The organism is Mesorhizobium sp. M1A.F.Ca.IN.022.07.1.1 (assembly GCF_003997575.1).
Taxonomy (GTDB): Bacteria; Pseudomonadota; Alphaproteobacteria; order Rhizobiales; family Rhizobiaceae; genus Mesorhizobium.
Genome location: NZ_RZST01000059.1, coordinates 1 through 21,606 on the forward strand (window position 1 = coordinate 1; position 21,606 = coordinate 21,606).

The following is a 21,606-nucleotide window of genomic DNA, read 5'->3' on the forward strand; positions in this document are numbered from 1 at the left end:
TCTTCCGACCAAGTTCAAGCAGGCCGAACAAGGCGAGGGCTTCACCCCAGTCCGTGATGATGTTTGTGTTCTGCGTGTCGCGCACTAATCTGTCTGCCACGCGTTCAGCGAGCTGCCTATGGGTCAAGTTCATCGATATACTTCCCGCTATCCTCTTAGAGCACGCCGTACTTGTCGAATGCGCCCGCAGCGCCCAGTCCCCCGAGAATGTCGCGACGCACCTGGCCCTCGATCTGGTCTTTCTCGATAGCGCGCTCGATCACTTCGTCGATGACTTCAGCGGGGATGGAGACCACACCGTCAATGTCGCCGACGAGATAGTCTCCGGGCGAAACAGTCACTCCACCTACCTCGACCTTGACCCTATAATCGACGACCCGACCGCGAAGACGTTGATCCTGCGCATACGAGCCTTGGCTAAAAACGGGAAAGTCCAGCTTGAGAACGCCGTATGTATCCCGCATGAAGCCGTCGAGCACAGCGCCGCGGCAACCCATATGTTTGGCTATGGTTGTCATAAGCTCACCCCACATCGCGCATGGCAGTTGCGCGCCGGTTGCTAGATAAATTTCACCCGGCTTGAGATCGTCCATCGCATCGAACATGAGGCCGAAAGGCTTGCTGTCGTCGTAGACCACCGCCTCCAACAACGGCATCGCGCGTCCGACTAGTTTCAGATCCGTTCGCAACGGACGGATGTTGGGGGGCAAAAACTGATGTGTGCGGCCCATCGCGTCAAGCACGTCTTGCTCACCTCGTTCGCCAAGACATCGAAGCGTCGCTCGTCATTCCGCAACATTTAAAACCTCTTTGATTTGATTCTATGGTACGGCGGTAATCGATTCCAAAGCCGCTAAGCGGTGACGCCTCTTGTCTCGCCGGCGCGCAGGTGCACAACGGGAATCGATCGAAAGTTCAGGTGGTGTTCGGGTCCGATGCCGTTTCTAATGAAATCGGATGCCCGCTCGCCGATCATGATGGTAGGAGCGTTGGTGTTCCGGAAACGAGAGATGGCATCACCGAACTGTCGGCAACCCTCAAGCCATTGAACCCGTGCACTCGGAGCGACGTGTCAACGACGGCCATGTCGCCGTCGAGAATAATTACGCCAAATTCCCTGCGGGTCATGCCTGCCTCCCTCTGAGCGCTTTCCGCTCAATCAAATCGACTTTGCCCAGAGCTCAACCGCGGGCCGAACGAGCGAGTCGTAATGGCTATCTTTATTGCTATGTTCCTATGATACAGGTCAAGCGAGAAAGTTTGTTCGGAGGAACGAAGAACGAGGGGCGGCTGTCGCGCTAGGGAATTTGATCAAGATTACGGGGCACACCTTGCCCGCTGGTGCGCACGCTATTCGCCCATGAAAGGGGCGAGCCGCCGTGTGCGCCATGGTCCGGGTGCGACACCCAGGAAGTGGATCAATGGGCGGCTGAAGAAGACGCTGGATTGTGGCGCTTGTCTGCAGGCTACTCGTGTGCCTAGCCGTCGATTCTGTCGGTCTTGGCTCCCGCCGCCGGCATGAGATTGCAATCGAGCCGGATCGACGACGTGGCTTTCGATCCCCTCGGCCTTAAGCATCCGGTGGATCCAGAAGCCGTCGAACCCGGCCTCCTAGATGAGGTTCGTGAAATGGCTGATCCGGATGCCTGAAATCGGGAAATTGGCGATGCCCCGCGCCGTCTGCGGGCCGTAATAGGCATCGACCGGGATGCTCACCGGCCCGAGCGGATCCTTCTCAATGCGCTCGACTTGTGAACCGTTCGTCACGAAGATTACCTCGTCATTTGTACTGCCGCATCTGGTCGAAGGTGCGTGTCAGTTGAAGCTTCCAGAACGAGAGTGAACCCACCGGGCTTCGAAAGTAGTTGCTGAGCGGAACTACCTGGGATGGGGCTCCTTCCGATTCCACAGCGGCGCACACCTATTGCTTAGCCCGATCCCCATTTGGATCAAAAAACGCCCGCAGAGATGCGTCGGCTTCGTAGAGCTTGCCTGCGATCTCGATTTCCCACCGACTGTTCTCGATCAAGTCCTTCGTGACGCCGGCGGAATGGTTTACATATCCAAGTCCAACTGAGGTTCCGATTGTAAAGCTCTTCACGCCAGAGGAAATGTAGCCAACAATCCTCCCGTCGCAGCGGATTAGCTCCTCGTGGAAGAGAACAGGTTTCGGATCGCGAAGCTTGAATGATATCAGGCGTTTTTTTAGCGGTCCGGCATTTTTCTGTGAAGCCAGAGCGTCTTTTCCGATAAATCCGCCTTCTTTATTCCAGTCCACCGTAAATCCCAAACCCGCTTCGAGCAATGTATCGACCGGCGTGAGATCGAGTTGGTATTCTCGGTAGGCGCGCTCGGAGCGGAGATGTTCAAGCGCGTGATATCCCGCAGCCTTGAGGCCATACGCCTGGCCGGCCTCCCAGAGGACGTCAAACACATGCTGTGCCATCTCGGTTGGAATATGGAGCTCCCAACCAAGCTCTCCGACATAAGTCAGTCTATTAGCTATTACACGAGCATACCCGATATCGATTTCCTGACTGGTGGCGAATGGGAAGGCCGAGTTCGCCAGATCTGTGTCCGTTACCTGGGATAGGATCTCGCGCGATCGCGGGCCTTGCAATGAAAGGACCGCGTACCCGGACGTCATGTCAGTTATCGTGACATTCCATTCATCGGTAATATGCTTTGAAATCCAGGCCTTATCCCTAGGATGGACGGTCGCTGAGGAGATAATGAGGAACTCCGTCTGCGACAAGCGGTTTACAGTAATATCTGTTTCTATCCCGCCCTTTTCATTGAGCATGTGGGTGTACACCAGCTTTCCCACAGGAACATCCACATTGCCGGCGCAAAGCCACTGAAGGAAGCGGCAGGCGTCGCGACCCTGAACCAGATGTTTGCCGAAAGAGCTTTGGTCCAACAAGATAGCATCGTTGCGGGCAGCCTTGCACTCCTGACTGACATACTTGAACCAGTTCGGCTCGTCGTAGGAGTAGATGTTTTCGGTCGGCTCCCCCTCGCCTGCGAACCACATGGGACGCTCCCATCCCATTCCTTCACCAAAGCTGGCGCCGAGCCTCGCCCACCGGTCGTGAAGCGCGCTTTTGCGGACCCCTCGGGATGTCTCAGGCTGGTAGGCTGGCCAGTGCATCTTGTAGTGAAGCCCCAGCACTTCGGCTGTGCGATCGTGCAAATATCGCTTGTTGACCTGGAAGGGATGAAATCGGGCGACATCGACGAAGCTGATGTCCATTTGAGGCTCGCCCGCGACGATCCACTCTGCCAGAGCTCGCCCTGCTCCCGCCCCGAATTCAATGCCCTCTGAGTTATAACCGGTGGAAACGTAGAGGTTTTTCAATCCAGGAACTTCACCGATCATGAACAGAAGGTCGGGGGTGAAACTTTCGGGACCGTTGAAAAATTTGGCAATGCCGGCGTTCGCAAGCTCAGGGACGATTTCTATCGCCTTGGTCATCGGCAGTTCAAAGTGCTCCCAGTCTTCCGGAAGCTCGATGAACGCCGTGTCCCTGGGTAGCTTTCCCATCGGCAACGGTTTGCCCCAGGGCTCGAAGGCACCCACCAGGAGCTTCCCCGTGTCTTCTTTCAGGTATACATGCCCGTCGGTGTCGCGCAGCACAGGCAACGTCGGGGTCGCCAGATCCATCGCCTCCGTCACTACATAAAAGTGTTCTGCGGCATAGATCGGAATGCGCGCGCCTAACTTGGAGGCGAGGTCTCGGGTCCAAAGTCCACACGCGAGCACGAGAATTTCAGCTTCGACCACGCCATCCTTGGTCCGGACCTGGTAGTTGCCGTCTGCTGTTTTCCAAACATCCGTTACTTCAGCATTCTCTGTTATTTTCACGCCGTTTTTCTTGGCGCCGATAGCTAATGCCATGCACGTGTCGACAGGGTTGGTTTGGCCGTCGCCCGGGATAAAGACTGCACCTTCGATGATCGAGGCGTTGAGAGCTGGATAGAACTTTTTCGCCTCGCTCGGCGAGATCATGTTGGCCTCAAGGCCAAAACTCTTGGCGATCGATGCGTTGCGAGCGGTTTCGTATAGGCGCTCTTTGGTTCGGGCGACCCCGAGCGTGCCATTTCGCTTGAATCCCGTAGCTTGTCCGGTCTCCGCTTCCAGAGCGGAGTAGAGCTCTGCATTATACTTTGCGATCTCAGTTAGCGCGTGAGTGCCACGCGTCTGCATGATCAAACCCGCCGCGTGCCAAGTTGTGCCGGATGTAAGGGTATTGCGCTCTAGGAGAGCGATGTCCTTCTTACCGCTTTTTGCAAGGTGAAAGGCAATACTTGCGCCTGCTATGCCACCACCAACGATCAGAATTTCGTGGTGCCGAGTCGGTACTTCACGAGGACGGAAGGGCGGGGTCGTGATCATATGTATCCTTGTTCGTTCTCGGAGAAGAAGCGGCAAAGTGTTGCGACAATTCAGCTTGAGCTTTGATGCAGCGCTTCAGCGCATTTCCAGCCCACATCCAAAGTCGGTCTTTTTCAACAGACTAGAGGGCGAAGCTCGCGGAGATGGTGCTAAATGGGGCCGAAAGCGGTTTCCTTCTGCGTATTTCTAAACCTCGGCGCTGAATTATTGCGCGAACGGGATAGCGCGGCAAAAGCAACCCAAATGTAGATTTCGAACCCTGCACCGCGCATCCGAGGCCAGGCGTAAACTGTGCCATCTCCGCGACGGCGGCTCTTAATCCCCCTGGCCCCTTGGCGGATCGGATGAGAACATCTTCCAGGATGCGCATGAGTCTCCGCGGCTATGGTCGCCGGATTGTGGAAAGTTGCCGACACCGTCTTTGATCAGAGCCGTACGGTCCGCATTTGCGCCGACGCGATCTGGGCGGACAGCGGAGACGAAGGGCGTGCGCACAAGGCCACCTAAATCGAGCTGGTCGCCTTGGCGGAACCAAGGAAATGGAGCAACCGAGGAAAGGAGCGGTCAACAGCCGCCGTGACTTATCCTATGTCGATGCCAACGTGCTCGTCTTCAAGGGTAAGTTCGTCAAGAAGACTCGAAGCCAAAACCGACAGTCCGCCTGTTTAGGCGAAACGGCAAATGCACGCCTTTGTCGTTTCAGCTAAGCGGGCCAGGTCTGCCCTGCGGAAATCATCTTTTTGAGTTCGACTTGCCGTCCTGCAACGCTTGCTCATGGATGTCACCGACGACAAGTAGCGCGGCAGGCACTCCGCGCTAGGCTGTCGCACTTCAATGACCCACCGACGAGCCAAGACACTGCGCCATCCAGGGGACTTGCGTCTCCCCGCTGTCAGGACGCCTCCGCTCTAAACTTAGTTGCTCTGAGGCACCGGAGGGACGTAGCTGGATTGGGAGCGAAGCACTTCAGTGCACCTTCCCAATCCGGCTGAGTAGACAAATGCCAGAAGCGTTGTTTTTGGCTAATCCACGACTATTAGCTCGCGAGCGACATCGGCTAGCCGCTCGCCACCCTTGTCGGAAACAACAAAAGACTCCGAGATGGCGGCTCCAAACGCAGGAGGCCTCACCCCTGATTGGAAATGGAAACACATGCCCGCCTGGAGCACCGTCTTTTCGCCTGAACGAATGCTCACCGTGCGCTCACCCCAGTCCGGCGGGAAGTTCATGCCGATCGAGTAGCCGGAACGGCCCTTTTTGACGTATCCGTGGCGGTTCAAGACGTTTAGCCATACGGTATTCAGCTCGTCGACGACTACGCCCGGTTTCGCCATTTCGAGGACAGCGTCGCCACCTTCGATGATGGCGTTGGCGAGATGCTGGGCTTCCTTAGGTGGCTTCCCCATATAGACGGTACGCGTCAGAGGCGCGTGATAGTGGCGCCTGGCTGCTCCAATCTCCAGGAGAACCAGTCCCGACTTGGGCAGAGGCTTTTCCGACCATGTAAGGTGTGGTGCGTTCGTCTTCTCGTCAACCTGTATCAAGGGACAGAGGCTTGTATAATCACCGTATTTCCCGTCAACGCCTCTTGTCTGATCGGCATATATCTGAGCGACGATTTCGTATTCGGGAACTCCTGGCTTAAGATTATTTATCGCCTGCCGCATGGTGTGGCTGACAATGCGACCTGCTTCCCTCATGTAGACGAGTTCGGCGTCGGACTTGACGAGTCGGGCCCAATTCACGAGGCCACGGCTGTCAAAAAACTTTGCATTTGGAAGGCCGTTGACAAGGTGCTGATGCGCACGCGCTGTATAGAAATGCGCATCGAGCTCAACCGCTATGCGATCAGATCCCCAGCCGCGGGATTTTATGATTTCGCTGACTTCGTCATAGGGATGCAGCTCCACGTGATGAAGCCGGTCGTCGGAAAAATTGATTATGTTTTCAGCAGGCAAATCCGTCGTGGCACGAGCGCCGTTCACGTCGACCAGCCGCCCTATCCAAATCGGGGTGTCCGATTTTAGGTGCAACAGAACCACTTGAGGCGTGTAGAACGACCAGGCGTCATAGCCGGTCAGCCAGCACATATTTGCGGGGTCTTGGCAGATTAGCAGGTCGAATCCTGCTTCCTCCATACGTGCCTTCACGTCATGGACACGGCGTTGATATTCCGAAGGCAGGAAGGGTTTCACATAGTCCATTTTCGCAGTCGTCCTCTGCACCTAATTGGTTGACCGGACCAAGCACTCTTTCCATGCCCATCCGTACTGGTCGACAACCTAGCATGCTTCCGCTGCTGCTGCGCGCGGACCTCGCCGGTCGGCCGCAGAAAACCTGCATTTTTGAGTTTTGCGCGCAGCTTAGCTTCCGGTTCTGCGACTCAGCGCCGTATCCGGTGTGCACCGCGGCATCTCCCTAGCTCCAGAGGAGCCGGACAGCGGTGGACATTAGGTGATCAGCTGTCGATACCTTCTCGAGAAGCCGGCAGCGCTGTCGGGTTAGCATACCGCATGGACCGCCCACGACGCCACGAGCATCCAGCCGGCTGCGTGATGAATAGCGTCTTGATGGCGCTGGTCTCAATTCACCTGCAGCGGCTGAGAGTTTCTCGAAGCCCACATGCCGGCGCCGATTGCAACGAATCGCGTGTAATGGGCGCCAAGCGTTTGGCGCTTGAGTTCGGAGACCAACGTGGGCCCTGCCTGATAGGCGATTGAGATACCAGCGAGCAACGCCATGCGAAGTCCGATAGGCAAGATGGATCTTGCAATCGTAGGACCCTGCTCGGCTACAAGCTCATCGAAACCTTGAACGACGGCGCCAAGGATGGTCGAGTGGCGTATCGATGCCTGATGACGGGAGGGCTTTGGGCATCGTCTGATGAGCAGTAATCGGGCGATATCGATTGGCGATACCCACCGACAGATGCTCCCCCCAGCGACTGATCGATGAGCTCCTCGCCACCCAAAGATCCTCGAACGGCGATGACGTGCTTGCGACGGCAGCTGCCCCCTCCCTCGTCTCTTGCTGCCGTTGTCTGCCAACGGGACAGGTTATCCGCCAACCCTCGATCCAGCTTCGCTGTACCGCAGTTGCAGCTCCTCGCAATCTGTTTTGCTCGGAGCAGGCGATGCAGCATTGAATGACGCGTGGCGCGACGAGCCGCCCTGCCGATTGTGGGAACCCAGACGTGGTAATTGCCAAGATTGTCGAAGATTGGGATCGAAACAGCCTCGCAATATGAAAGGCGGCGGTTGGCCCCAGGTTTGTACCGGTTTGCCGCAAAGATGTTGCCTCCGGAATGGCATGGCGAAGCATCGTGAGCGGTGGGACGCCATAGAAATCGGCATGGCGCGTGATCCACGACGACAGGAGCTCATCGGGGACGGGTTTGAGAATGACTGAAAGCGGCCCTGTGCAGCTGAGCTCTCGGATCATGCGTACGCTGTTTCGGCGCTAACTGGCGGGCGCCAACTTTCCACGCTTCGTTGGTGAATCGGCGAGCAAGCTGTACGTCGCCACTTATCGCTTCACGCGCTTCGATTACGCCGAAGCAAACGAGGGAGATCTGAAGCCGATTGCTGAGAAATCGCAGCGTGTTCAGCACGACCCGCTGTTCGCGGTACGAGCCGGCGAGAATGTTATGTACTTCATCGATCACAAGAAGGTGGACGCCGACCGTTTTCAGAAGCCGCAACGCCGCTTGCTCCATCTGCACGAAGTCGGCGCGGCGTGCCTGTGGCGCGCCAAGTGCAGCCAGGATCCCGGCATATAAACGGCGCTCACCTGGCTTCCCGGTCATCTCGATTGCCAGGACCGGTATAGCCTGTACGCCGGTCGTCGGATCAAAACGGGAGGGGTTGTTGTCGAAGAATTTTTCCAGGATCATCGTCTTGCCCATACCACTGTCGCCGTAGATGGCCACCGGCATGCGCGTGCGCCGGGGATGGTCGACCAGCAGGTTGAGACGATCGAGCGCCTGCTTGGCGCTTGGATAAAAATCCAGCGGCGAGCCTGAATTGCGCGAACTCACACAATATCAGGCTCGCCTAGGAGGTCTTTGGCCGCCTGCGTCAGATGGACGTTATCCGTGCTCGAAGGGGCTCAATCCAGATCTTCAACGGAGGGTACAGGTTTGCTTGAATCGACGCCCCGAAGCGAGCCCACTTCATCGTCATCCACATTCGTTTTCGCAAGCCGCAGACGCCCTTGTGTCTTGTGTTTCGCCTCCTCGATCAGTTCGCGCTGCCAAAGCGCAGTACGAACAAGGACGTGCATGTCAATTTCGCGTTTGCCCTGAGCGTTGAGTTTGCGCCGGGCAGCCTGCGCCTCCCACAGCGTAATGGGCGCGAGCGTCACATCGGCATAGCGAGCCTCAACAAAGCTGCCGGAGTGACGCCTAACAAAAACGCGCGACAAATCGCGGGGGTCGTATTTCACAATCAGGCGGGCCTTGGCCCGTCCGATATCGGCGGCCAGGGCGGGAGACCAGTAGCGGATGTCGAAAAGATGGATGCCGGTCGGGCGCAACGTTCTCTCTGCCTCCGGCAGGAAGGAGATCCAGAATTGCATACGATCGTTCGGCAGGCGCAACACCAACTCACTCTCCTGCTGCCGCCAGACCGCAATCGGTAGCCGACGGAGTGCGCCATGGATAGCACGATGGTATTGCCCAACGATCTCGAGTGCGATGTAGCGCTCAAGCTCTCGAATCGTCAGTGTCGCATGGCGTTTGGCATCGTACTCGCGCCGTTCCTCGATGTTGCTCGAGGTCGATCCTGGCAGGAGGTGAACCCATCTGCGGCCGATCAACCGTTCGATGTGACCGCCGAAATGGGGCGTCCCCGGCGGGCGCCAATCGATCTTTATCCCGTTGTCCCGGCATGCACGTTCGAATGCATGACTATGGAAATCCGCGCCGTTGTGGACATGTATCGTTCCCGGCAACCGGCCACGGGCCACAATTCATGGATACCCCTCTCCTGCAACCACGGGTCTTGTCGAATACTGAGTGCATTCAGCCTTCAATCGTTCGTCGCACGAGGGCTTCTCGATCCTTGTCGAGGGCGCGATGTCCCCTGGGGCCGACCGCGCTTTCGTTCCATTAGTGAACTTACAGTGCCACCGGCTCGAAATAGCTTGATCATCCTGTAGAGAGTGGCCCGACTGAGGTCCAATTCCCACGCCAGACCCGCTACAGCCTGACCGCTCAGACGTTTTGGATAGCGCTTCAGGAGTTTACGGATTGCCTCTTCGCGCCGGCACGCCTCGTTCCATCGCACTCGCTCCCCGTGATCATTGGTGTCATCGCCCATGCTGCCCGCAAACAATCAAGCTAATGTTAGACTGCCAGAATCTCACATCAACTGCAGCGAGCCGAACGCGAATCTCAAATTGGATGCAATTCTCAAGTTAAGTACAAGGCTAAAGGCTTGGTATCGTTAGGCGAGAAGTCTCACCTTTAAACACAGCGGGACAACTCATCCTATCCAGCGAGCAGCCGGCGGCGGTCGATTGAAAGCTTACCGGATGGCTTAGGCCAGCGTGTTCTCTACAAGTCTGATCCAAAAGGATGTGCCGAACGGGATCGCGTCCTCGTTGAAGTTATAGGATGGATGATGCACGCCGCTGCTATCGCCATTACCGCAAAAGATGTAGGCGCCTGGTCGTGCCTTCGCCAATCTGGCAAAATCGTCCCCTCCAAGCACTGGAGGCGTGGTTACCACATTGTCTTCCCCCGCCACGTCCTTCGCCGCGGCAATTGCAATCCTGGTTTGCTCGGGGTGATTTACGAGAATAATCTCGCCGATTTCGCTGGTTACGTCTATTTTTGCGCCGGTTACCCGAGCGATGCCGGCGACTATTTCACTCATTCGGTTTTGAACAACCTCACGCACCTCCTGTTTTAGCGCGCGTATGGTCCCTGACAGTTCTGCAGTATGAGCAATTGTCGCCAGCCCGTCGCCGGAATGGAAACTATCGAACGACAAACCGGCGGTCTCGATAGGATCCACGTTTTGCGCCAAAATCTGTTGTAACGCGGTAATCAGCTGCGCGCCGACCAGGATGGGGTCGATGGCCTTATGCGGAAAGCCGTGATGGCCGCCGCGCCCTTCAATTTTAAACCGAACAATATCCGTCCCGGCGAACGCCGCGCCCTCCCGAATGCCGAACACCCCAATCGGCATGCCTGGATGGTTGTGCATGCCATAAACCTGCTGGATTCCGAAGCTCTCCATTAAGCCGTCTTCAAGCATTGCAGCCGCGCCTTTACCGAGTTCCTCTGCGGGCTCGAAAATCAGGACTGCGGCGCCGGCGAAATTCCGGGTCTCGGCGAGGTAGCGCGCTGCACCCAGCAGCATCGCTGTATGACCGTCATGGCCGCAAGCGTGCATGAGACCCTCGTTTTTGGAGGCGTACGGCAAACCGGTCTTTTCTTTGATCGGAAGTGCATCCATGTCAGCGCGCAAACCAATGACTTGCCGCTTGCCATCGTTTGCGGCCTTTTTGCCGTTGATGACACCGACCACGCCGGTCTTACCCACTCCGGTCACGACTTGATCGCAGCCGAATTCCCGTAGGTGGTCCGCTACGAAACGCGATGTGCGATCGACGTCGAAGCCAAGCTCAGGATTCGCATGAATGTCGCGACGCCATGCGACGATCTCTGGGAGGAGATCGGCGACGCGGTTTAGAATGGGCATGAAAGTACCTTCCTAAAGGTTGAATGGCGGCTCTGACTGTGGCGGGAAATTCACATCGCGAACTCAGAAGGGGTTTTTCTTAACTGATGTCGCACTGGTTTCCTGCACATTAGATTAGCAGCGCTTCGCCACGGCAGTTGTGCCAATTTTGCCGATGGACGCAGGAAATCGGCGTCTTCAGGCTTATTGAGACTGGAGTTCGCCCACGACGATCTGCTGGCGATCGCGTTCGGACTTTCGGAATGTCATGTGAGCTTGGCGCTCCTAACAAAAGCTGAGGACCCTTTTGCCCCTGAACTCACCGGACAAAAAACTCTTGGGGGCGGTACCAGCGTTTTCGTCCAGCCGCATGTCCAGAATGTTGCGGGCCTACAGAGCTCCTTCGTCCATGCGCGGTCGACTACCCAAGCGGCCGTCCGCGCAGTTCCTTGGCCAATGCGCGGTTTGCCGCTTCTTCGGCACACTAGCCATCTAGCCATGCGGCCGACAACGGGCGCGAGTCGTGGCTGTGCCAGGTAAGACGAAAGCAGTGACGCCAGCCCTACGCTCGGCTCGCGTTCTATGCGAGATGCTTCGACAGCCTCTCCACACGCGGCACGATGGCTGTATCGTTGCCAACTCCGTCGCCCTTCGACGAGTGTAATGGTGAGGGTCGCAGGGCTGACCATGCGGGGACACGCGATGAGACAAAGGCTCATTGATTTTGTCTAGCGCCAGGACCACGTAGTCATGCCTGTGATCGGGTTCACCCCGAGATGGGGCTTGCAGTGAGCCGGCTTCGAAATGTGCCAGCGTTCTTATGTGCGAAGACTAGCTCCGACCAGCGGGTTCGTATGCCGACCGCTCGCTCGACAAGCAAGTTGTCGACCTGTCACGGATCATTGGTGCGCTGAGCTATTTGTCCTCCGAGGCTGATACTTCTCACCTGTTCTTTCGGTTCGTGTTCGCGGCTGCTGCACGTTCACGACGAAGGCCGCACGTTGGCACATGGGGTGGGTGCGGCGGGCTCTATGACGGTGTTGCGGGAAGGTCAGGCGGCCTGAAGGCCGACGAATACTCTAAATCCGGTATCTCCAGATCTTTCCCGCGTGCGGTCACGCGTGCCCCTCGCCTTGAAAAACTCTCTAGCACGACGGTAAAGGCCCGCCGGTTCCAGACTGAACTCTGGGCAAGGCGATTTGATTGAGCGCAAAGCGCTCAGAGCGAGCAGGCAATGAACCCAAAGCGTCAAATCAAAGAGGTTTTAAATGTTGCGGAATGACGAGCGACGCTTCGATGTCTTGGCGAACGAGGTGAGCAAGACGTGCTTGACGCGATGGGCCGCACACATCAGTTTTTGCCCCCAACATCCGTCCGTTGCGAACGGATCTGAAACTAGTCGGACGCGCGATGCCGTTGTTGGAGGCGGTGGTCTACGACGACAGCAAGCCTTTCGGCCTCATGTTCGATGCGATGGACGATCTCAAGCCGGGTGAAATTTATCTAGCAACCGGCGCGCAACTGCCATGCGCGATGTGGGGTGAGCTTATGACAACCATAGCCAAACATATGGGTTGCCGCGGCGCTGTGCTCGACGGCTTCATGCGGGATACATACGGCGTTCTCAAGCTGGACTTTCCCGTTTTTAGCCAAGGCTCGTATGCGCAGGATCAACGTCTTCGCGGTCGGGTCGTCGATTATAGGGTCAAGGTCGAGGTAGGTGGAGTGACTGTTTCGCCCGGAGACTATCTCGTCGGCGACATTGACGGTGTGGTCTCCATCCCCGCTGAAGTCATCGACGAAGTGATCGAGCGCGCTATCGAGAAAGACCAGATCGAGGGCCAGGTGCGTCGCGACATTCTCGGGGGACTGGGCGCTGCGGGCGCATTCGACAAGTACGGCGTGCTCTAAGAGGATAGCGGGAAGTATATCGATGAACTTGACCCATAGGCAGCTCGCTGAACGCGTGGCAGACAGATTAGTGCGCGACACGCAGAACACAAACATCATCACGGACTGGGGTGAAGCCCTCGCCTTGTTCGGCCTGCTTGAACTTGGTCGGAAGATTTTGGGGTCCCTCGACGCCCCGTATTGGTAGATCTTGCCCTCGCTAAGTCCTGCTCTTCTGCTTAGTTTATTCGATTTCGCCACCCTACCTGCATTTTTTCTGCGTCGGCTTGAGTAATTTGCAGTCGATCGTGGGGCAGAGGGTATAATCTGGCCCTGCGGTAGTTGCTCGACAAAGTGCCGCGTCAACAGGAGGAGAATAGACATGTTCACTAATGCGCGCCCTCGCATTCTGCGGTCTAGTCGGATGCTCATCGTTCTTTCGGTGAGTGCTCTGGCACCGTCTCTCGCGGTAGGACAGAGTCTGGATCAAGCTAAGTCGGATGGCGTCACAATCGCCATCGCGAACGAACCGCCATACGCCTTCATGGATACGGAGGGACTTCCCACTGGAGCGGGACCAGAACTTGACAAAGCGATATTGGAGCAAGCTGGCGTAACCAAGTTTTCCGGCGCGGTGATGGAATACGGCGCAATGATTCCCGCAGTCCAATCCAGGCGCGCAACGTTCGCCTCTGCTGGCAGTCTAGTAATAACGCCGGAGAGATGCCAAGCTGTCAATTTTTCAGAGCCCCTGATCTGCGACGGGGGGTCGCTTATTCTTTCGGCTAGTCTAGCTAACAAGGTTCATGGTATCACCGACCTAGCTGCAGCTGGCGTCAAGGTTGGTGTTTGTGGCGGATGCCTTAGTCATAAGATGGTTTTGCAAGCCGGGGTTTCACCAGATAATATCGTAGTATTTCCAGATGCTCCTAGTGGCATTAAGCTCCTTACCGATGGCCGAATCGACGTTTTCCTTCATGACACCCTGGCTTCCTCACAGCTATATCGAAAGCTGGTCGACAACTCGAAGTACAAATACGCCCCACTTACCGACGTTCCACTTAGCTGCCAAGGCGCCGCCTTCAATAAAGATGACGAAGCATTGAGAGATGCGTACAACGACGGACTCGCAAAAGTGCAAAAAAGCGGCAAATATATGGAAATTTTGAAGAAATTCAAAATGGAGGATGCGGCTTTCGGAGTTGATAGAACTACTACTCGTCAGCTCTGTCAAAAATAGAAGCAGATGTGCCGGGAGGACAATCGGCATTTGAGCGTCATCTCGGCGTAGGGTCTTATTGCCATAGTTGCCTTCCGAGGACGAGTGAGCCAAATGCCAACTTCTGCGGTACAATTTGACGGTGTCTCGAAATTCTACGGCGCTCAATGCGTCCTGGATAACCTTTCATTGAACGTGTCCGCGGGAGAAAAGTTAGCTCTGATTGGCTCATCGGGGTCAGGTAAAACCACAATTCTTCGCATTCTTATGACGCTTGAATCGATCGAGGGCGGTAGCGTCAACGTAAATGGACGGGCCCTCATGGACCCCGACATAGCGCGTCTCCCCGCTCGGCAAGTCGAGGAGCACCTTCACAAGATGCGCAGAGACATCGGGATGGTGTTTCAGCATTTCAATCTGTTCCCTCACATGTCAGTTCTGCGCAACATCACACTTGCACCTGTCCTTACCCAGAGTATGCGGGAAGAAGATGCGCGACATCTCGCACTGGCTCTCTTGGAAATGGTGGGCATGGAGAGCAAATCAAAGGCCTTCCCTTCCGAACTTTCTGGCGGGCAAAAGCAGCGTGTCGCCATTGCCCGCGCCCTCGCTCTGAAGCCGAAGATTATGCTCTTTGACGAGGTTACTTCTGCCCTGGATCCGGAACTTGTCGAGGAAGTACAGAACGTTCTACGAAAACTGGGGAACGAAACCGATATGACGATGCTTCTGGTTACTCACGAGATGAGCTTCGCTCGCGATTTTGCGGACCGCGTTCTGTTTCTCGACGGTGGTTGCATAGTCGAGGAAGGATCTCCGACAGAAATCTTTCGTCACCCGCAACAGGATAGAACCCGGCTTTTCCTTCGCAAGATCGTGGCGGCGGGGCTCAGCCTGTGATGCCGGACTCTGTGCAATTTCTGCCCCTAATTTTGGCAGGCGCAATTCTTTCATTGGAACTTATGGTCCTGGGCAGCCTGCTCGCCCTTCTGGTTGCTTTTACAGTCGGCTTTGCGCGCCTAGCAAACACCCCATTGGCTCGGGTCCCGGCCCGAGTGTTCATGGAGTTTTTTCGAGGAACATCATTGTTCGTCCAGCTCTTCTGGGCCTATTTCGTCCTGCCGCTGTTTGGCATTTCTTTAACTCCTTTTCAGGCTGGAGTAATTTGCCTTGGGCTCAATGCGGGTGCTTACATGTCGGAAATAGTTAGAGGCGCTGTGCTTGCGTTGCCCCGTGAGCAGTTTGAGGCATGCATCGCACTCAATTTAAGGAAGGGGCATCGCCTTCGATACGTGCTCATGCCGCAAGCTCTTCGCTTGATGATCCCACCATTCTCCAACAGCATTGTCGAGGTGTTGAAGGGCACGTCCATAGTCTCACTCATCTCCTTGTCGGACATGACCTTCCGAGCCCAAAGCGTGCGGGTACAGACCGGCGAGACCGCAATACCCTTCGTCACCATCCTCCTGGTGTATTTCCTTCTCTCATTGGGTTTCTGGTCATTGACGCGACGGCTGGAGCGCAACTTGGCGCCCCTTCATTCGACGGAGCGAACCACATGAGTTGGCAATGGTCGTTTGCTTGGCAGATCTTTCCACAACTGGTCGAAGGTATGAAGCTCACCATATTGGCCAGCTTACTAGGGTCGGCACTGGCAATGATACTAGGCCTGGCAATTGCAATCGGGCGCAGATCTGCAACACGGGCCGTTGCGTGGATGCTTAGTTGGGTCGTTGATTTTATTCGCGGCACCCCCCTGCTAGTTCAGCTCTACTTCGTGTTTTATGTACTTCCAGATGTTGGCATTTATCTCAGTCCTCTCGCGGCCGGCGTCGTCACCCTCGGCGTTCACTATTCGAGTTACACATCTGAGGTTTATCGAGCCGGAATTGATAACTTAGACCGCACGTTGTGGGAGGCTGCTAAGGCGTTGAATTTAACTCGGAGCCAAACCTGGAGATATATAATTATCCCGACGGCGGTTCCGCCCATGATTCCTGCCCTTGCCAATTATGTAGTTGGCATGTTTAAAGAGACACCGCTGCTTGCAACAATAACAGTGATGGAGTTGATGAATACTGCACGAATACTGTCGAATGTGAACTACCGTTATCTTGAGCCTATGACAATGGTTGGCGCTTTCTTTCTGGCAGTGAGCGTGCCATCAGTTATGGGGTTAAACTATCTTGAGCGCCTTTATGGAGGTGGAAAAAGGCGTCATCCCAACATGTCGATTTTCTAAGTTTGCTCTGCGTATCGCAGGCGAGCGTGTAATACCAACGGTCATTTTGATTGACCGACATGAGCCCCTTCCCGCATTCCGATGGAGTTTATTGTCTCAGGTTGGGTGAGGAGTTTTCGCCAAGCCTCGCACGCTGCGTCGATGATGGCGTCGTAGCCTTCGAAGACGCGGTTTGAGAGCCAGGTTTGAGAGCCAGTTGGCGCGATCGAGCAGTAGCACGGCCTGGGCGCGCTGGCGACATGGCGGCTGATCTCGTCGAGATGAAGTTGCATGGCCTCGGTGTCGGCGAAGGGTAGCGCCAGCCCTGCTCCTATGCCACGTGCCGGGCAGATGGCGCCGAACAGATAGGCGCTTTTGTAGCGCTGGTCGGCCGGCTGACGGGGCCGCGTGCCCCGCCTTGCCCATTGCCGCACGATGCCGTTCTTCTGGCCGATACGGGCTTCGTCCTTACATGAGGGTTCGACTGTGAACGCGATTATTGCATTTGCTTCTCCGCTTTTCGGATGGTCCTGCTTGGCACGATAGGGTCCGGGGCGTCTGTGTCTAGCAGCTACAACTGCGTCACCTTACATACGGTCGGGCCACAACAATGGCGCGCACCAGAATGCCTCTTGCACGGGGCGTAGCCCCGGCGAGACGCGACCCACCTGAAACGCGGCAGCTACGAACTGCCAAAGAAGAAGACGGTCGCACTCCCCGTATCGCAGCCGACCACAGTATGGTCAGCGGCAATTCCTGTTTGTCTATGCTGCGGTTGCGGCCTCCGCACGGATATCGGCGCCTGCCGGCACCACCCCGTCTTCGGCATAGCGCCAGAGCGCAATCAGCAATTTGCGAGCCATCGCCACGATCGCGATCCGCCGCGTACCTCCCGTCAGCGTCCCGATCACGAAACCACTTGGCCAGGTCGCTGCCAGGCTGGTAGCGAAGCCAGAGCCAGGCAAGCTGGATCATCGTCGTTCTCGCGCGTGGGTTCCCGGCCCGACTGATCCGCCGATCCCTGTCCATGCCGCCGCTTTGGTAAGGCATCGGCGTGATGCCGACGTAGCTGGCGAGTTGCCGCCGGTTGCCGGCGATAGCCTATCCGCCGCCGACTGTGCGTTCCTGAAAGAAGGGAATCACGGTTATGACAGGGAATTCGACCTACCCTGGACATCGTTCGCATACAGGTGGGCCCGGCGGCAGTCCAAGCCGAAGAAAATGAGCTACGTTATCCTCTTGCCGACGCTCCGGTGCAATCTCGCCTGCGGCTACTGCCAGGTTGCCCGCGCTCCCGAAAAGGCCCGCGGGTTTGACTGGTCGCCCGAGACGCTCGACGGCGTTCTCGCATTCCTTGGCCAACTAGAGGGCCCGGACGTCAAGATAGAATTCCAGGGCGGCGGGGAGCCCCTGCTTCGAATCGACCTGCTGGAACACGTTCGGGACTTTTGCCGGAAGTCTCTCAATCCCAATTCGTCGTCTGCACGAACCTGCAGCAGCTGGACGCGCGTTCATGGACATTCCTCGACGCCGCCGACACCTTCATCAGCACATCGCTCGATGGTGACCGAGCAACGCATGAACGGCAGCGCACGCACGACGACGAAGTCACCGACGCCTTCTATCGAAATCTCGAGAACGCCATTTCTCGCTACCCGGCGGGGGAGATTTCGGCGCTGCCTACCGTGGATGTCGCCAACCCGCCGGACTTCGAGGCGCTGCTGGATAACTACGAGCGCTACGGAATCCGGTCCGTCTACCTGCGCCCGATAAACCACCAAGGGTTCGCACGAAAGATTCAGCAGGGTGGCAATGCCCTCGCGCGCTGGAGCCGGCTTCATTGCGAATTCATCGACCTGCTGATCGCCCGCAATCACCGAACCGGGCGCTTTATGGAGGAATACTACTTCAGCCAGTGCCTGAAGCGCGTGCTCCGCCTCGATGCCGACAACCACGTCGACATACGCAATCCGAACTTCTTCGCCTCCGACTACGTCGTCATAGATCACGACGGCCGCTTCTATCCGACCGATGAAGCCCGGATGCTGTCCAGGATCGGCCGCATCGATCTCAGCATCGGTGATGTCGGGACAGGAATCGACCGGACGAAGGTAGACGTTCTCAACTCGGGAGCACTCAACCACTCGATCCGGATTGCATCCACTGCGCCTATCAGCCCTTCTGCGGCATTGACGTGATCGACGATATCTCCCGGTATGGCGGATCGGCGTTCCGCGGCCGGATACATGGTTCTGCGGTCGGCAGATGTCGCTCTTCGACAAGGTCTTTGAGGTCCTTTACCGCAAGGACGAGCCTGCCCGTGCCTCGCTGGCGGCATGGCTCGGCCTGGGTGGCTGGGAAGACAGCATGGCGCCGACGCACCAATGATACCTTTGCGCATCAAGGTGGAGGCAAACGCTGACCAGCCTTTCGTGGTCCGGCTTCGCTCGTTTGAACTCGCGGTCTATGAGCAAAGGAGTGAACAACTGAATCCTTTCGACGCGGCGCTGGAGCGCGCCGACGCGGAAGGTGCTGACTACCTCGGCGAGGGCGGTCCGATACGTATCCTTGGCATCGACCCTTCCAAGCTCGATGGCGACGTGCTGCTCGTAAACCCACGGCGCGGAACCGCGGACCGCCTCATTCGCAGTTCGTCGCAGCACAACACCTTCCTGGTCACCGAACGGTGCGACCAGGTTTGTCTGATGTGCTCCCAGCCGCCCAAGAAGCATCATGTCGACCTGTTCCCGTATTTCGAGACCGCGGCGTTGCTGGCTCCGGAAGGCGCGACGATCGGTATTTCCGGCGGTGAGCCGACGCTTTTCAAAGCACAGCTTTTCGATTTCTTGCAACGGGTCTTGTCCGCGCGTCCGGACCTTTCTTTCCATGTCCTGACGAACGGCCAGCATTTCGGCGAAGGCGACTAGGACGTGATGAGCCGTATCGATCGGGCATCCACTCATGATGGCAGGACCTAAGGAGGTATCAACGGCACTTCTGCCTTTAACTTCCCGGACGCTTCTTGTAGGGCGACGACAAGCCGGCGACGAATTCGACCCAGCTCTATTCAATCGAGCTGCGGCGCAATGCAGCCACACCTACTTTCTCTGTGCGTCGCAGGCCGTTGAAATCGTGGAACTGACTGCGCTCATCCGTCAGCGCTCCGTCTTGATGGTCGAGAATGCAATTGAGAGCGGGCTGGGAGCAATCCTCCTTGGAGCGCCCAAGGTTGTTGGCAAACACAGGCCCCCGCAGCAGTCAACGTTCAATATTCCCGTTTCTTACCGAGGTCATTTCGACGAGGAGTCCGCCAACCGGATCTCGCGGGCGCTATCAGACCTTTTGAGCGATGTTGCCTCGATTCCATTGGAGCGCCTAGACGGGATTACTATCGCTGATGACTACGTGGCGGCGCTATCGACGTTGGATCGGGGAGAACTCGGAATCGGCGCCGCGCAAAGTCGACAATCGGACAGGGTCTCTGGAGTTGCGCAGCCGGTTGGCGTTAACGCGATGGAACGCTTAAGAGTCATATTGTGATGGCCGGTTTTCTCGGGCGAAACCTGCTCAGCGAGATAGAGCAAGATCGCGAGCGCGCTGAGTACGTCGTTGCCAATCAGCTCGCGCATGCCGGCATAACCCAGATTTGCGATGCCGATGATCGGTGCGCCCGACTGCAATTCGGCCCATGTCAGGCCATAATTCATGAACCTCTCGAGATAGAGAACCGTCAGGTCCGGATCATGGTTCTTGAACCAGTCTCGAGAGCGAAGCCTTGTTTCCGTCACTGCCTGTCTCTCTATCGTTGCGGTTGAAGTCAGCTTGATCGCTCGCGCCGACCGTCACTCTGTCCTGTCCTGCCGGCTCGATGAGAGGCCTTGCGTTTCCACAATCCGTGCGCAGTGACGCAGCGGGCCGCGAGGCCTGGGCTCGACGGCGCGGCTTCACTTATCTGCGGTGCTGCCTAAGGTCAGCGCCGATTGAGAACCCGATTGGCCAATCGGACGTTGAAGTCGATCAATCGATCAGCGGCCACAATGGCGTTGTCCTCTCGTCGGTTTGCCACCGCCTCGGCAAGGTCGGCATGCAGGCGCGCAGTCTCGCTGAAGTCCGTGACAGCGTGGTGCTTGAAATAGAAGCGTCTTGATTGCCCATGTAAAAGCCCGACCATGCGGCTGACATAGTTGTTGTCAGCAGCCTCTATCAGCGAATGGTTGAACTCATGATCGACCTTCATGAACAGGCGCTCGTTCCCGCTTTGCTGCGCCTGACGAAATTGTGACGCCTGCTTGCTGATAGTAAAATTCTGCTTTTGCGAAGCCCTTACTGCCGCAAGTTCAGCGATGAGGCGTTCCAGAGGCCGTCGGGCCTCCATCAGCTTCAGATAATCATCGACCGTGAGGTCGGAGACAAGAATGCCGCGCTGCGGAAGGATCTGCACCAGACCCTCGTTGGCAAGGCGCTGAAGAGCCTCCCGCACCGGCGTGCGTCCCATCCCTAACTGCGTCGCGAGCAAGCCTTCGGAAAGGACCTTGCCCGGCGAAAACTCGTTCGTGACGATCTTCTCCTCGAGGATCTGGTAGGCCTGATCCGAAAGCGGAACCTCGCCGCGGCCGCGGCGGACCGACTTCAATACAGGTGTCGCCCGGCCTTCGCCGGCCTCTCTGATGTCGCTTTCCTTCTGCCTCTCCATACCATTCTTTCCGCATGATGCAGCCTGAGCGTACTGACTCCTCTATACCACATGACCACATGTGACAATTTATGAAAGCTACCCGTCTTGCTATCGATCGACTACTAATATATATGTTGGCGACATGATGTACAGCACAATCATTCGTGAGGCGTGAACATGGCGGTTGATAGACGGGCCACGCTCCAGAGAACATGCGACGTGCTGGTGGTGGGCGGCGGGGCGACTGGGGTCAGCGCCGCGGTCACGGCGGCGCGGCATGGACTCAGCGTCTGCTTGATCGAAAAATACGGCTTCTGCGGCGGCGGCGCCGTCGCCGGCCTTTCCGGAACGATCTGCGGGCTTTACGAGGCGACCGACGATGTGGGAGCGCCGCCGGTCAAGGTGGTGCATGGTTTTGTCGACGAATTCATCCATCTGATGGAGAAGCGCGGCGGCCTCGCTCCGCCCGTGCGCTACGGAAAGACGTTCACGCGCGTCCACGACCCTTTGGTGTGGAGG

General features: G+C 56.9%; 19 protein-coding genes and 5 pseudogenes. 9 read left to right on the plus strand and 15 right to left on the minus strand.

The genetic code is table 11. From position 1 onward, the window contains the following. Nucleotides 1–155: 155 nt before the first annotated feature. The 11 genes and pseudogenes from EOA75_RS09620 to EOA75_RS09660 all read right to left on the minus strand — a co-directional run bounded on the left by EOA75_RS09620 (nt 156) and on the right by EOA75_RS09660 (nt 11,103). Nucleotides 156–743 carry an RraA family protein gene (locus EOA75_RS09620; RefSeq protein ID WP_206516983.1) on the minus strand — a complete coding sequence of 196 codons (588 nt, stop codon included), beginning with the start codon at nt 741–743 and terminating at the stop codon, nt 156–158. Nucleotides 744–853: 110 nt separating this feature from the next. Beyond that, nucleotides 854–1,089: pseudogene (locus EOA75_RS09625) on the minus strand (GMC oxidoreductase); the annotation flags it as partial. Between the two features lie 392 nt (nt 1,090–1,481). After that, a pseudogene (locus EOA75_RS09630) lies at nt 1,482–1,611 on the minus strand (IS110 family transposase); the annotation flags it as partial. Further along, complete coding sequence (locus EOA75_RS34945) at nt 1,612–1,767, minus strand: hypothetical protein (RefSeq protein WP_245466596.1); 156 nt, start codon at nt 1,765–1,767, stop codon at nt 1,612–1,614. A 154-nt stretch (nt 1,768–1,921) separates the two neighbouring features. Continuing rightward, the gene (locus tag EOA75_RS09635; protein WP_127324145.1) at nt 1,922–4,396 is read right to left on the minus strand and encodes an FAD-dependent oxidoreductase; all 2,475 of its coding nucleotides are present in this window, start codon (nt 4,394–4,396) and stop codon (nt 1,922–1,924) included. Nucleotides 4,397–5,418: 1,022 nt separating this feature from the next. Continuing rightward, entirely contained in the window at nt 5,419–6,600 is a 1,182-nt protein-coding gene (locus EOA75_RS09640; RefSeq protein WP_127324146.1) for a Xaa-Pro peptidase family protein, read from the minus strand. Between the two features lie 595 nt (nt 6,601–7,195). Further along, entirely contained in the window at nt 7,196–7,837 is a 642-nt protein-coding gene (locus tag EOA75_RS09645; RefSeq protein WP_127324147.1) for a TniQ family protein, read from the minus strand. Further along, complete coding sequence (locus tag EOA75_RS09650) at nt 7,776–8,432, minus strand: TniB family NTP-binding protein (protein WP_245466597.1); 657 nt, start codon at nt 8,430–8,432, stop codon at nt 7,776–7,778. The genes EOA75_RS09645 and EOA75_RS09650 overlap by 62 nt, the downstream gene beginning before the upstream one ends. Nucleotides 8,433–8,503: 71 nt before the next feature. Beyond that, the gene (locus tag EOA75_RS09655) at nt 8,504–9,361 is read right to left on the minus strand and encodes a transposase family protein (protein WP_245466598.1); all 858 of its coding nucleotides are present in this window, start codon (nt 9,359–9,361) and stop codon (nt 8,504–8,506) included. Between the two features lie 62 nt (nt 9,362–9,423). Beyond that, nucleotides 9,424–9,714, minus strand: a complete 291-nt coding sequence (locus EOA75_RS35740) for a helix-turn-helix domain-containing protein (protein ID WP_348628655.1) — start codon at nt 9,712–9,714, stop codon at nt 9,424–9,426. Nucleotides 9,715–9,933: 219 nt separating this feature from the next. After that, nucleotides 9,934–11,103, minus strand: coding sequence for an amidohydrolase (locus EOA75_RS09660; RefSeq protein ID WP_127324148.1), 1,170 nt, complete (start codon nt 11,101–11,103; stop codon nt 9,934–9,936). A 1,341-nt stretch (nt 11,104–12,444) separates the two neighbouring features. Here EOA75_RS09660 and EOA75_RS09665 point away from each other — a divergent pair. The 5 genes and pseudogenes from EOA75_RS09665 to ehuD all read left to right on the plus strand — a co-directional run. After that, nucleotides 12,445–12,993: pseudogene (locus EOA75_RS09665) on the plus strand (RraA family protein); the annotation flags it as partial. 361 nt (nt 12,994–13,354) lie between these two features. Further along, entirely contained in the window at nt 13,355–14,212 is an 858-nt protein-coding gene (ehuB, locus tag EOA75_RS09670) for an ectoine/hydroxyectoine ABC transporter substrate-binding protein EhuB (protein ID WP_127324150.1), read from the plus strand. A 93-nt stretch (nt 14,213–14,305) separates the two neighbouring features. Beyond that, nucleotides 14,306–15,091 (plus strand): ectoine/hydroxyectoine ABC transporter ATP-binding protein EhuA, encoded by a 786-nt coding sequence (ehuA, locus tag EOA75_RS09675; protein ID WP_127324151.1) that lies wholly within the window; start codon nt 14,306–14,308, stop codon nt 15,089–15,091. Continuing rightward, nucleotides 15,091–15,753 (plus strand): ectoine/hydroxyectoine ABC transporter permease subunit EhuC, encoded by a 663-nt coding sequence (ehuC, locus tag EOA75_RS09680; protein WP_127324152.1) that lies wholly within the window; start codon nt 15,091–15,093, stop codon nt 15,751–15,753. Before ehuA ends, ehuC begins: the two co-directional genes overlap by 1 nt. Next, on the plus strand, nt 15,750–16,433 hold the full coding sequence (gene ehuD, locus EOA75_RS09685; protein ID WP_127324153.1) for an ectoine/hydroxyectoine ABC transporter permease subunit EhuD: 684 nt from the start codon (nt 15,750–15,752) through the stop codon (nt 16,431–16,433). Before ehuC ends, ehuD begins: the two co-directional genes overlap by 4 nt. Nucleotides 16,434–16,474: 41 nt before the next feature. Here the strand turns inward: ehuD and EOA75_RS09690 are convergent. Together EOA75_RS09690 and EOA75_RS09695 are read right to left on the minus strand one after the other, a co-directional pair. Further along, a pseudogene (locus EOA75_RS09690) lies at nt 16,475–16,882 on the minus strand (IS630 family transposase); the annotation flags it as partial. 294 nt (nt 16,883–17,176) lie between these two features. Then, nucleotides 17,177–17,501: pseudogene (locus EOA75_RS09695) on the minus strand (transposase); the annotation flags it as partial. A gap of 359 nt (nt 17,502–17,860) precedes the next feature. Between EOA75_RS09695 and EOA75_RS09700 the strand changes: the two are divergent. From EOA75_RS09700 to EOA75_RS09705, 3 genes are all read left to right on the plus strand, one after another. Further along, on the plus strand, nt 17,861–18,610 hold the full coding sequence (locus EOA75_RS09700; protein WP_127324155.1) for a hypothetical protein: 750 nt from the start codon (nt 17,861–17,863) through the stop codon (nt 18,608–18,610). Between the two features lie 67 nt (nt 18,611–18,677). Beyond that, nucleotides 18,678–18,800: a hypothetical protein gene (locus EOA75_RS35570; RefSeq protein WP_281058524.1), complete on the plus strand. Its 123-nt coding sequence runs from the start codon at nt 18,678–18,680 to the stop codon at nt 18,798–18,800. A gap of 5 nt (nt 18,801–18,805) precedes the next feature. Beyond that, nucleotides 18,806–19,339 carry a hypothetical protein gene (locus EOA75_RS09705; protein ID WP_206516984.1) on the plus strand — a complete coding sequence of 178 codons (534 nt, stop codon included), beginning with the start codon at nt 18,806–18,808 and terminating at the stop codon, nt 19,337–19,339. A 474-nt stretch (nt 19,340–19,813) separates the two neighbouring features. Here EOA75_RS09705 and EOA75_RS09710 read toward each other — a convergent pair whose 3' ends face one another. Both EOA75_RS09710 and EOA75_RS09715 read right to left on the minus strand, forming a co-directional pair. Then, nucleotides 19,814–20,119, minus strand: a complete 306-nt coding sequence (locus EOA75_RS09710; RefSeq protein WP_127324156.1) for a hypothetical protein — start codon at nt 20,117–20,119, stop codon at nt 19,814–19,816. Between the two features lie 263 nt (nt 20,120–20,382). Beyond that, nucleotides 20,383–21,105, minus strand: coding sequence for a GntR family transcriptional regulator (locus tag EOA75_RS09715; RefSeq protein WP_127324157.1), 723 nt, complete (start codon nt 21,103–21,105; stop codon nt 20,383–20,385). A gap of 159 nt (nt 21,106–21,264) precedes the next feature. Here EOA75_RS09715 and EOA75_RS09720 point away from each other — a divergent pair. After that, nucleotides 21,265–21,606: FAD-dependent oxidoreductase (locus EOA75_RS09720; RefSeq protein WP_127324158.1), on the plus strand; the 342-nt coding region annotated here is incomplete at its 3' end.

Coding starts and splice junctions, on each gene's coding strand:
- EOA75_RS09635 (WP_127324145.1), bottom strand. CDS start 4,396: ATGATCACGACCCCGCCCTTCCGTCCTCGTGAAGTACCGACTCGGCAC.
- EOA75_RS09640 (WP_127324146.1), bottom strand. CDS start 6,600: ATGGACTATGTGAAACCCTTCCTGCCTTCGGAATATCAACGCCGTGTC.
- EOA75_RS09645 (WP_127324147.1), bottom strand. CDS start 7,837: ATGATCCGAGAGCTCAGCTGCACAGGGCCGCTTTCAGTCATTCTCAAA.
- EOA75_RS35740 (WP_348628655.1), bottom strand. CDS start 9,714: ATGGGCGATGACACCAATGATCACGGGGAGCGAGTGCGATGGAACGAG.
- EOA75_RS09660 (WP_127324148.1), bottom strand. CDS start 11,103: ATGCCCATTCTAAACCGCGTCGCCGATCTCCTCCCAGAGATCGTCGCA.
- ehuB (WP_127324150.1), top strand. CDS start 13,355: ATGTTCACTAATGCGCGCCCTCGCATTCTGCGGTCTAGTCGGATGCTC.
- ehuA (WP_127324151.1), top strand. CDS start 14,306: ATGCCAACTTCTGCGGTACAATTTGACGGTGTCTCGAAATTCTACGGC.
- ehuC (WP_127324152.1), top strand. CDS start 15,091: ATGCCGGACTCTGTGCAATTTCTGCCCCTAATTTTGGCAGGCGCAATT.
- ehuD (WP_127324153.1), top strand. CDS start 15,750: ATGAGTTGGCAATGGTCGTTTGCTTGGCAGATCTTTCCACAACTGGTC.
- EOA75_RS35570 (WP_281058524.1), top strand. CDS start 18,678: ATGTCGCTCTTCGACAAGGTCTTTGAGGTCCTTTACCGCAAGGACGAG.
- EOA75_RS09710 (WP_127324156.1), bottom strand. CDS start 20,119: ATGAATTATGGCCTGACATGGGCCGAATTGCAGTCGGGCGCACCGATC.
- EOA75_RS09715 (WP_127324157.1), bottom strand. CDS start 21,105: ATGGAGAGGCAGAAGGAAAGCGACATCAGAGAGGCCGGCGAAGGCCGG.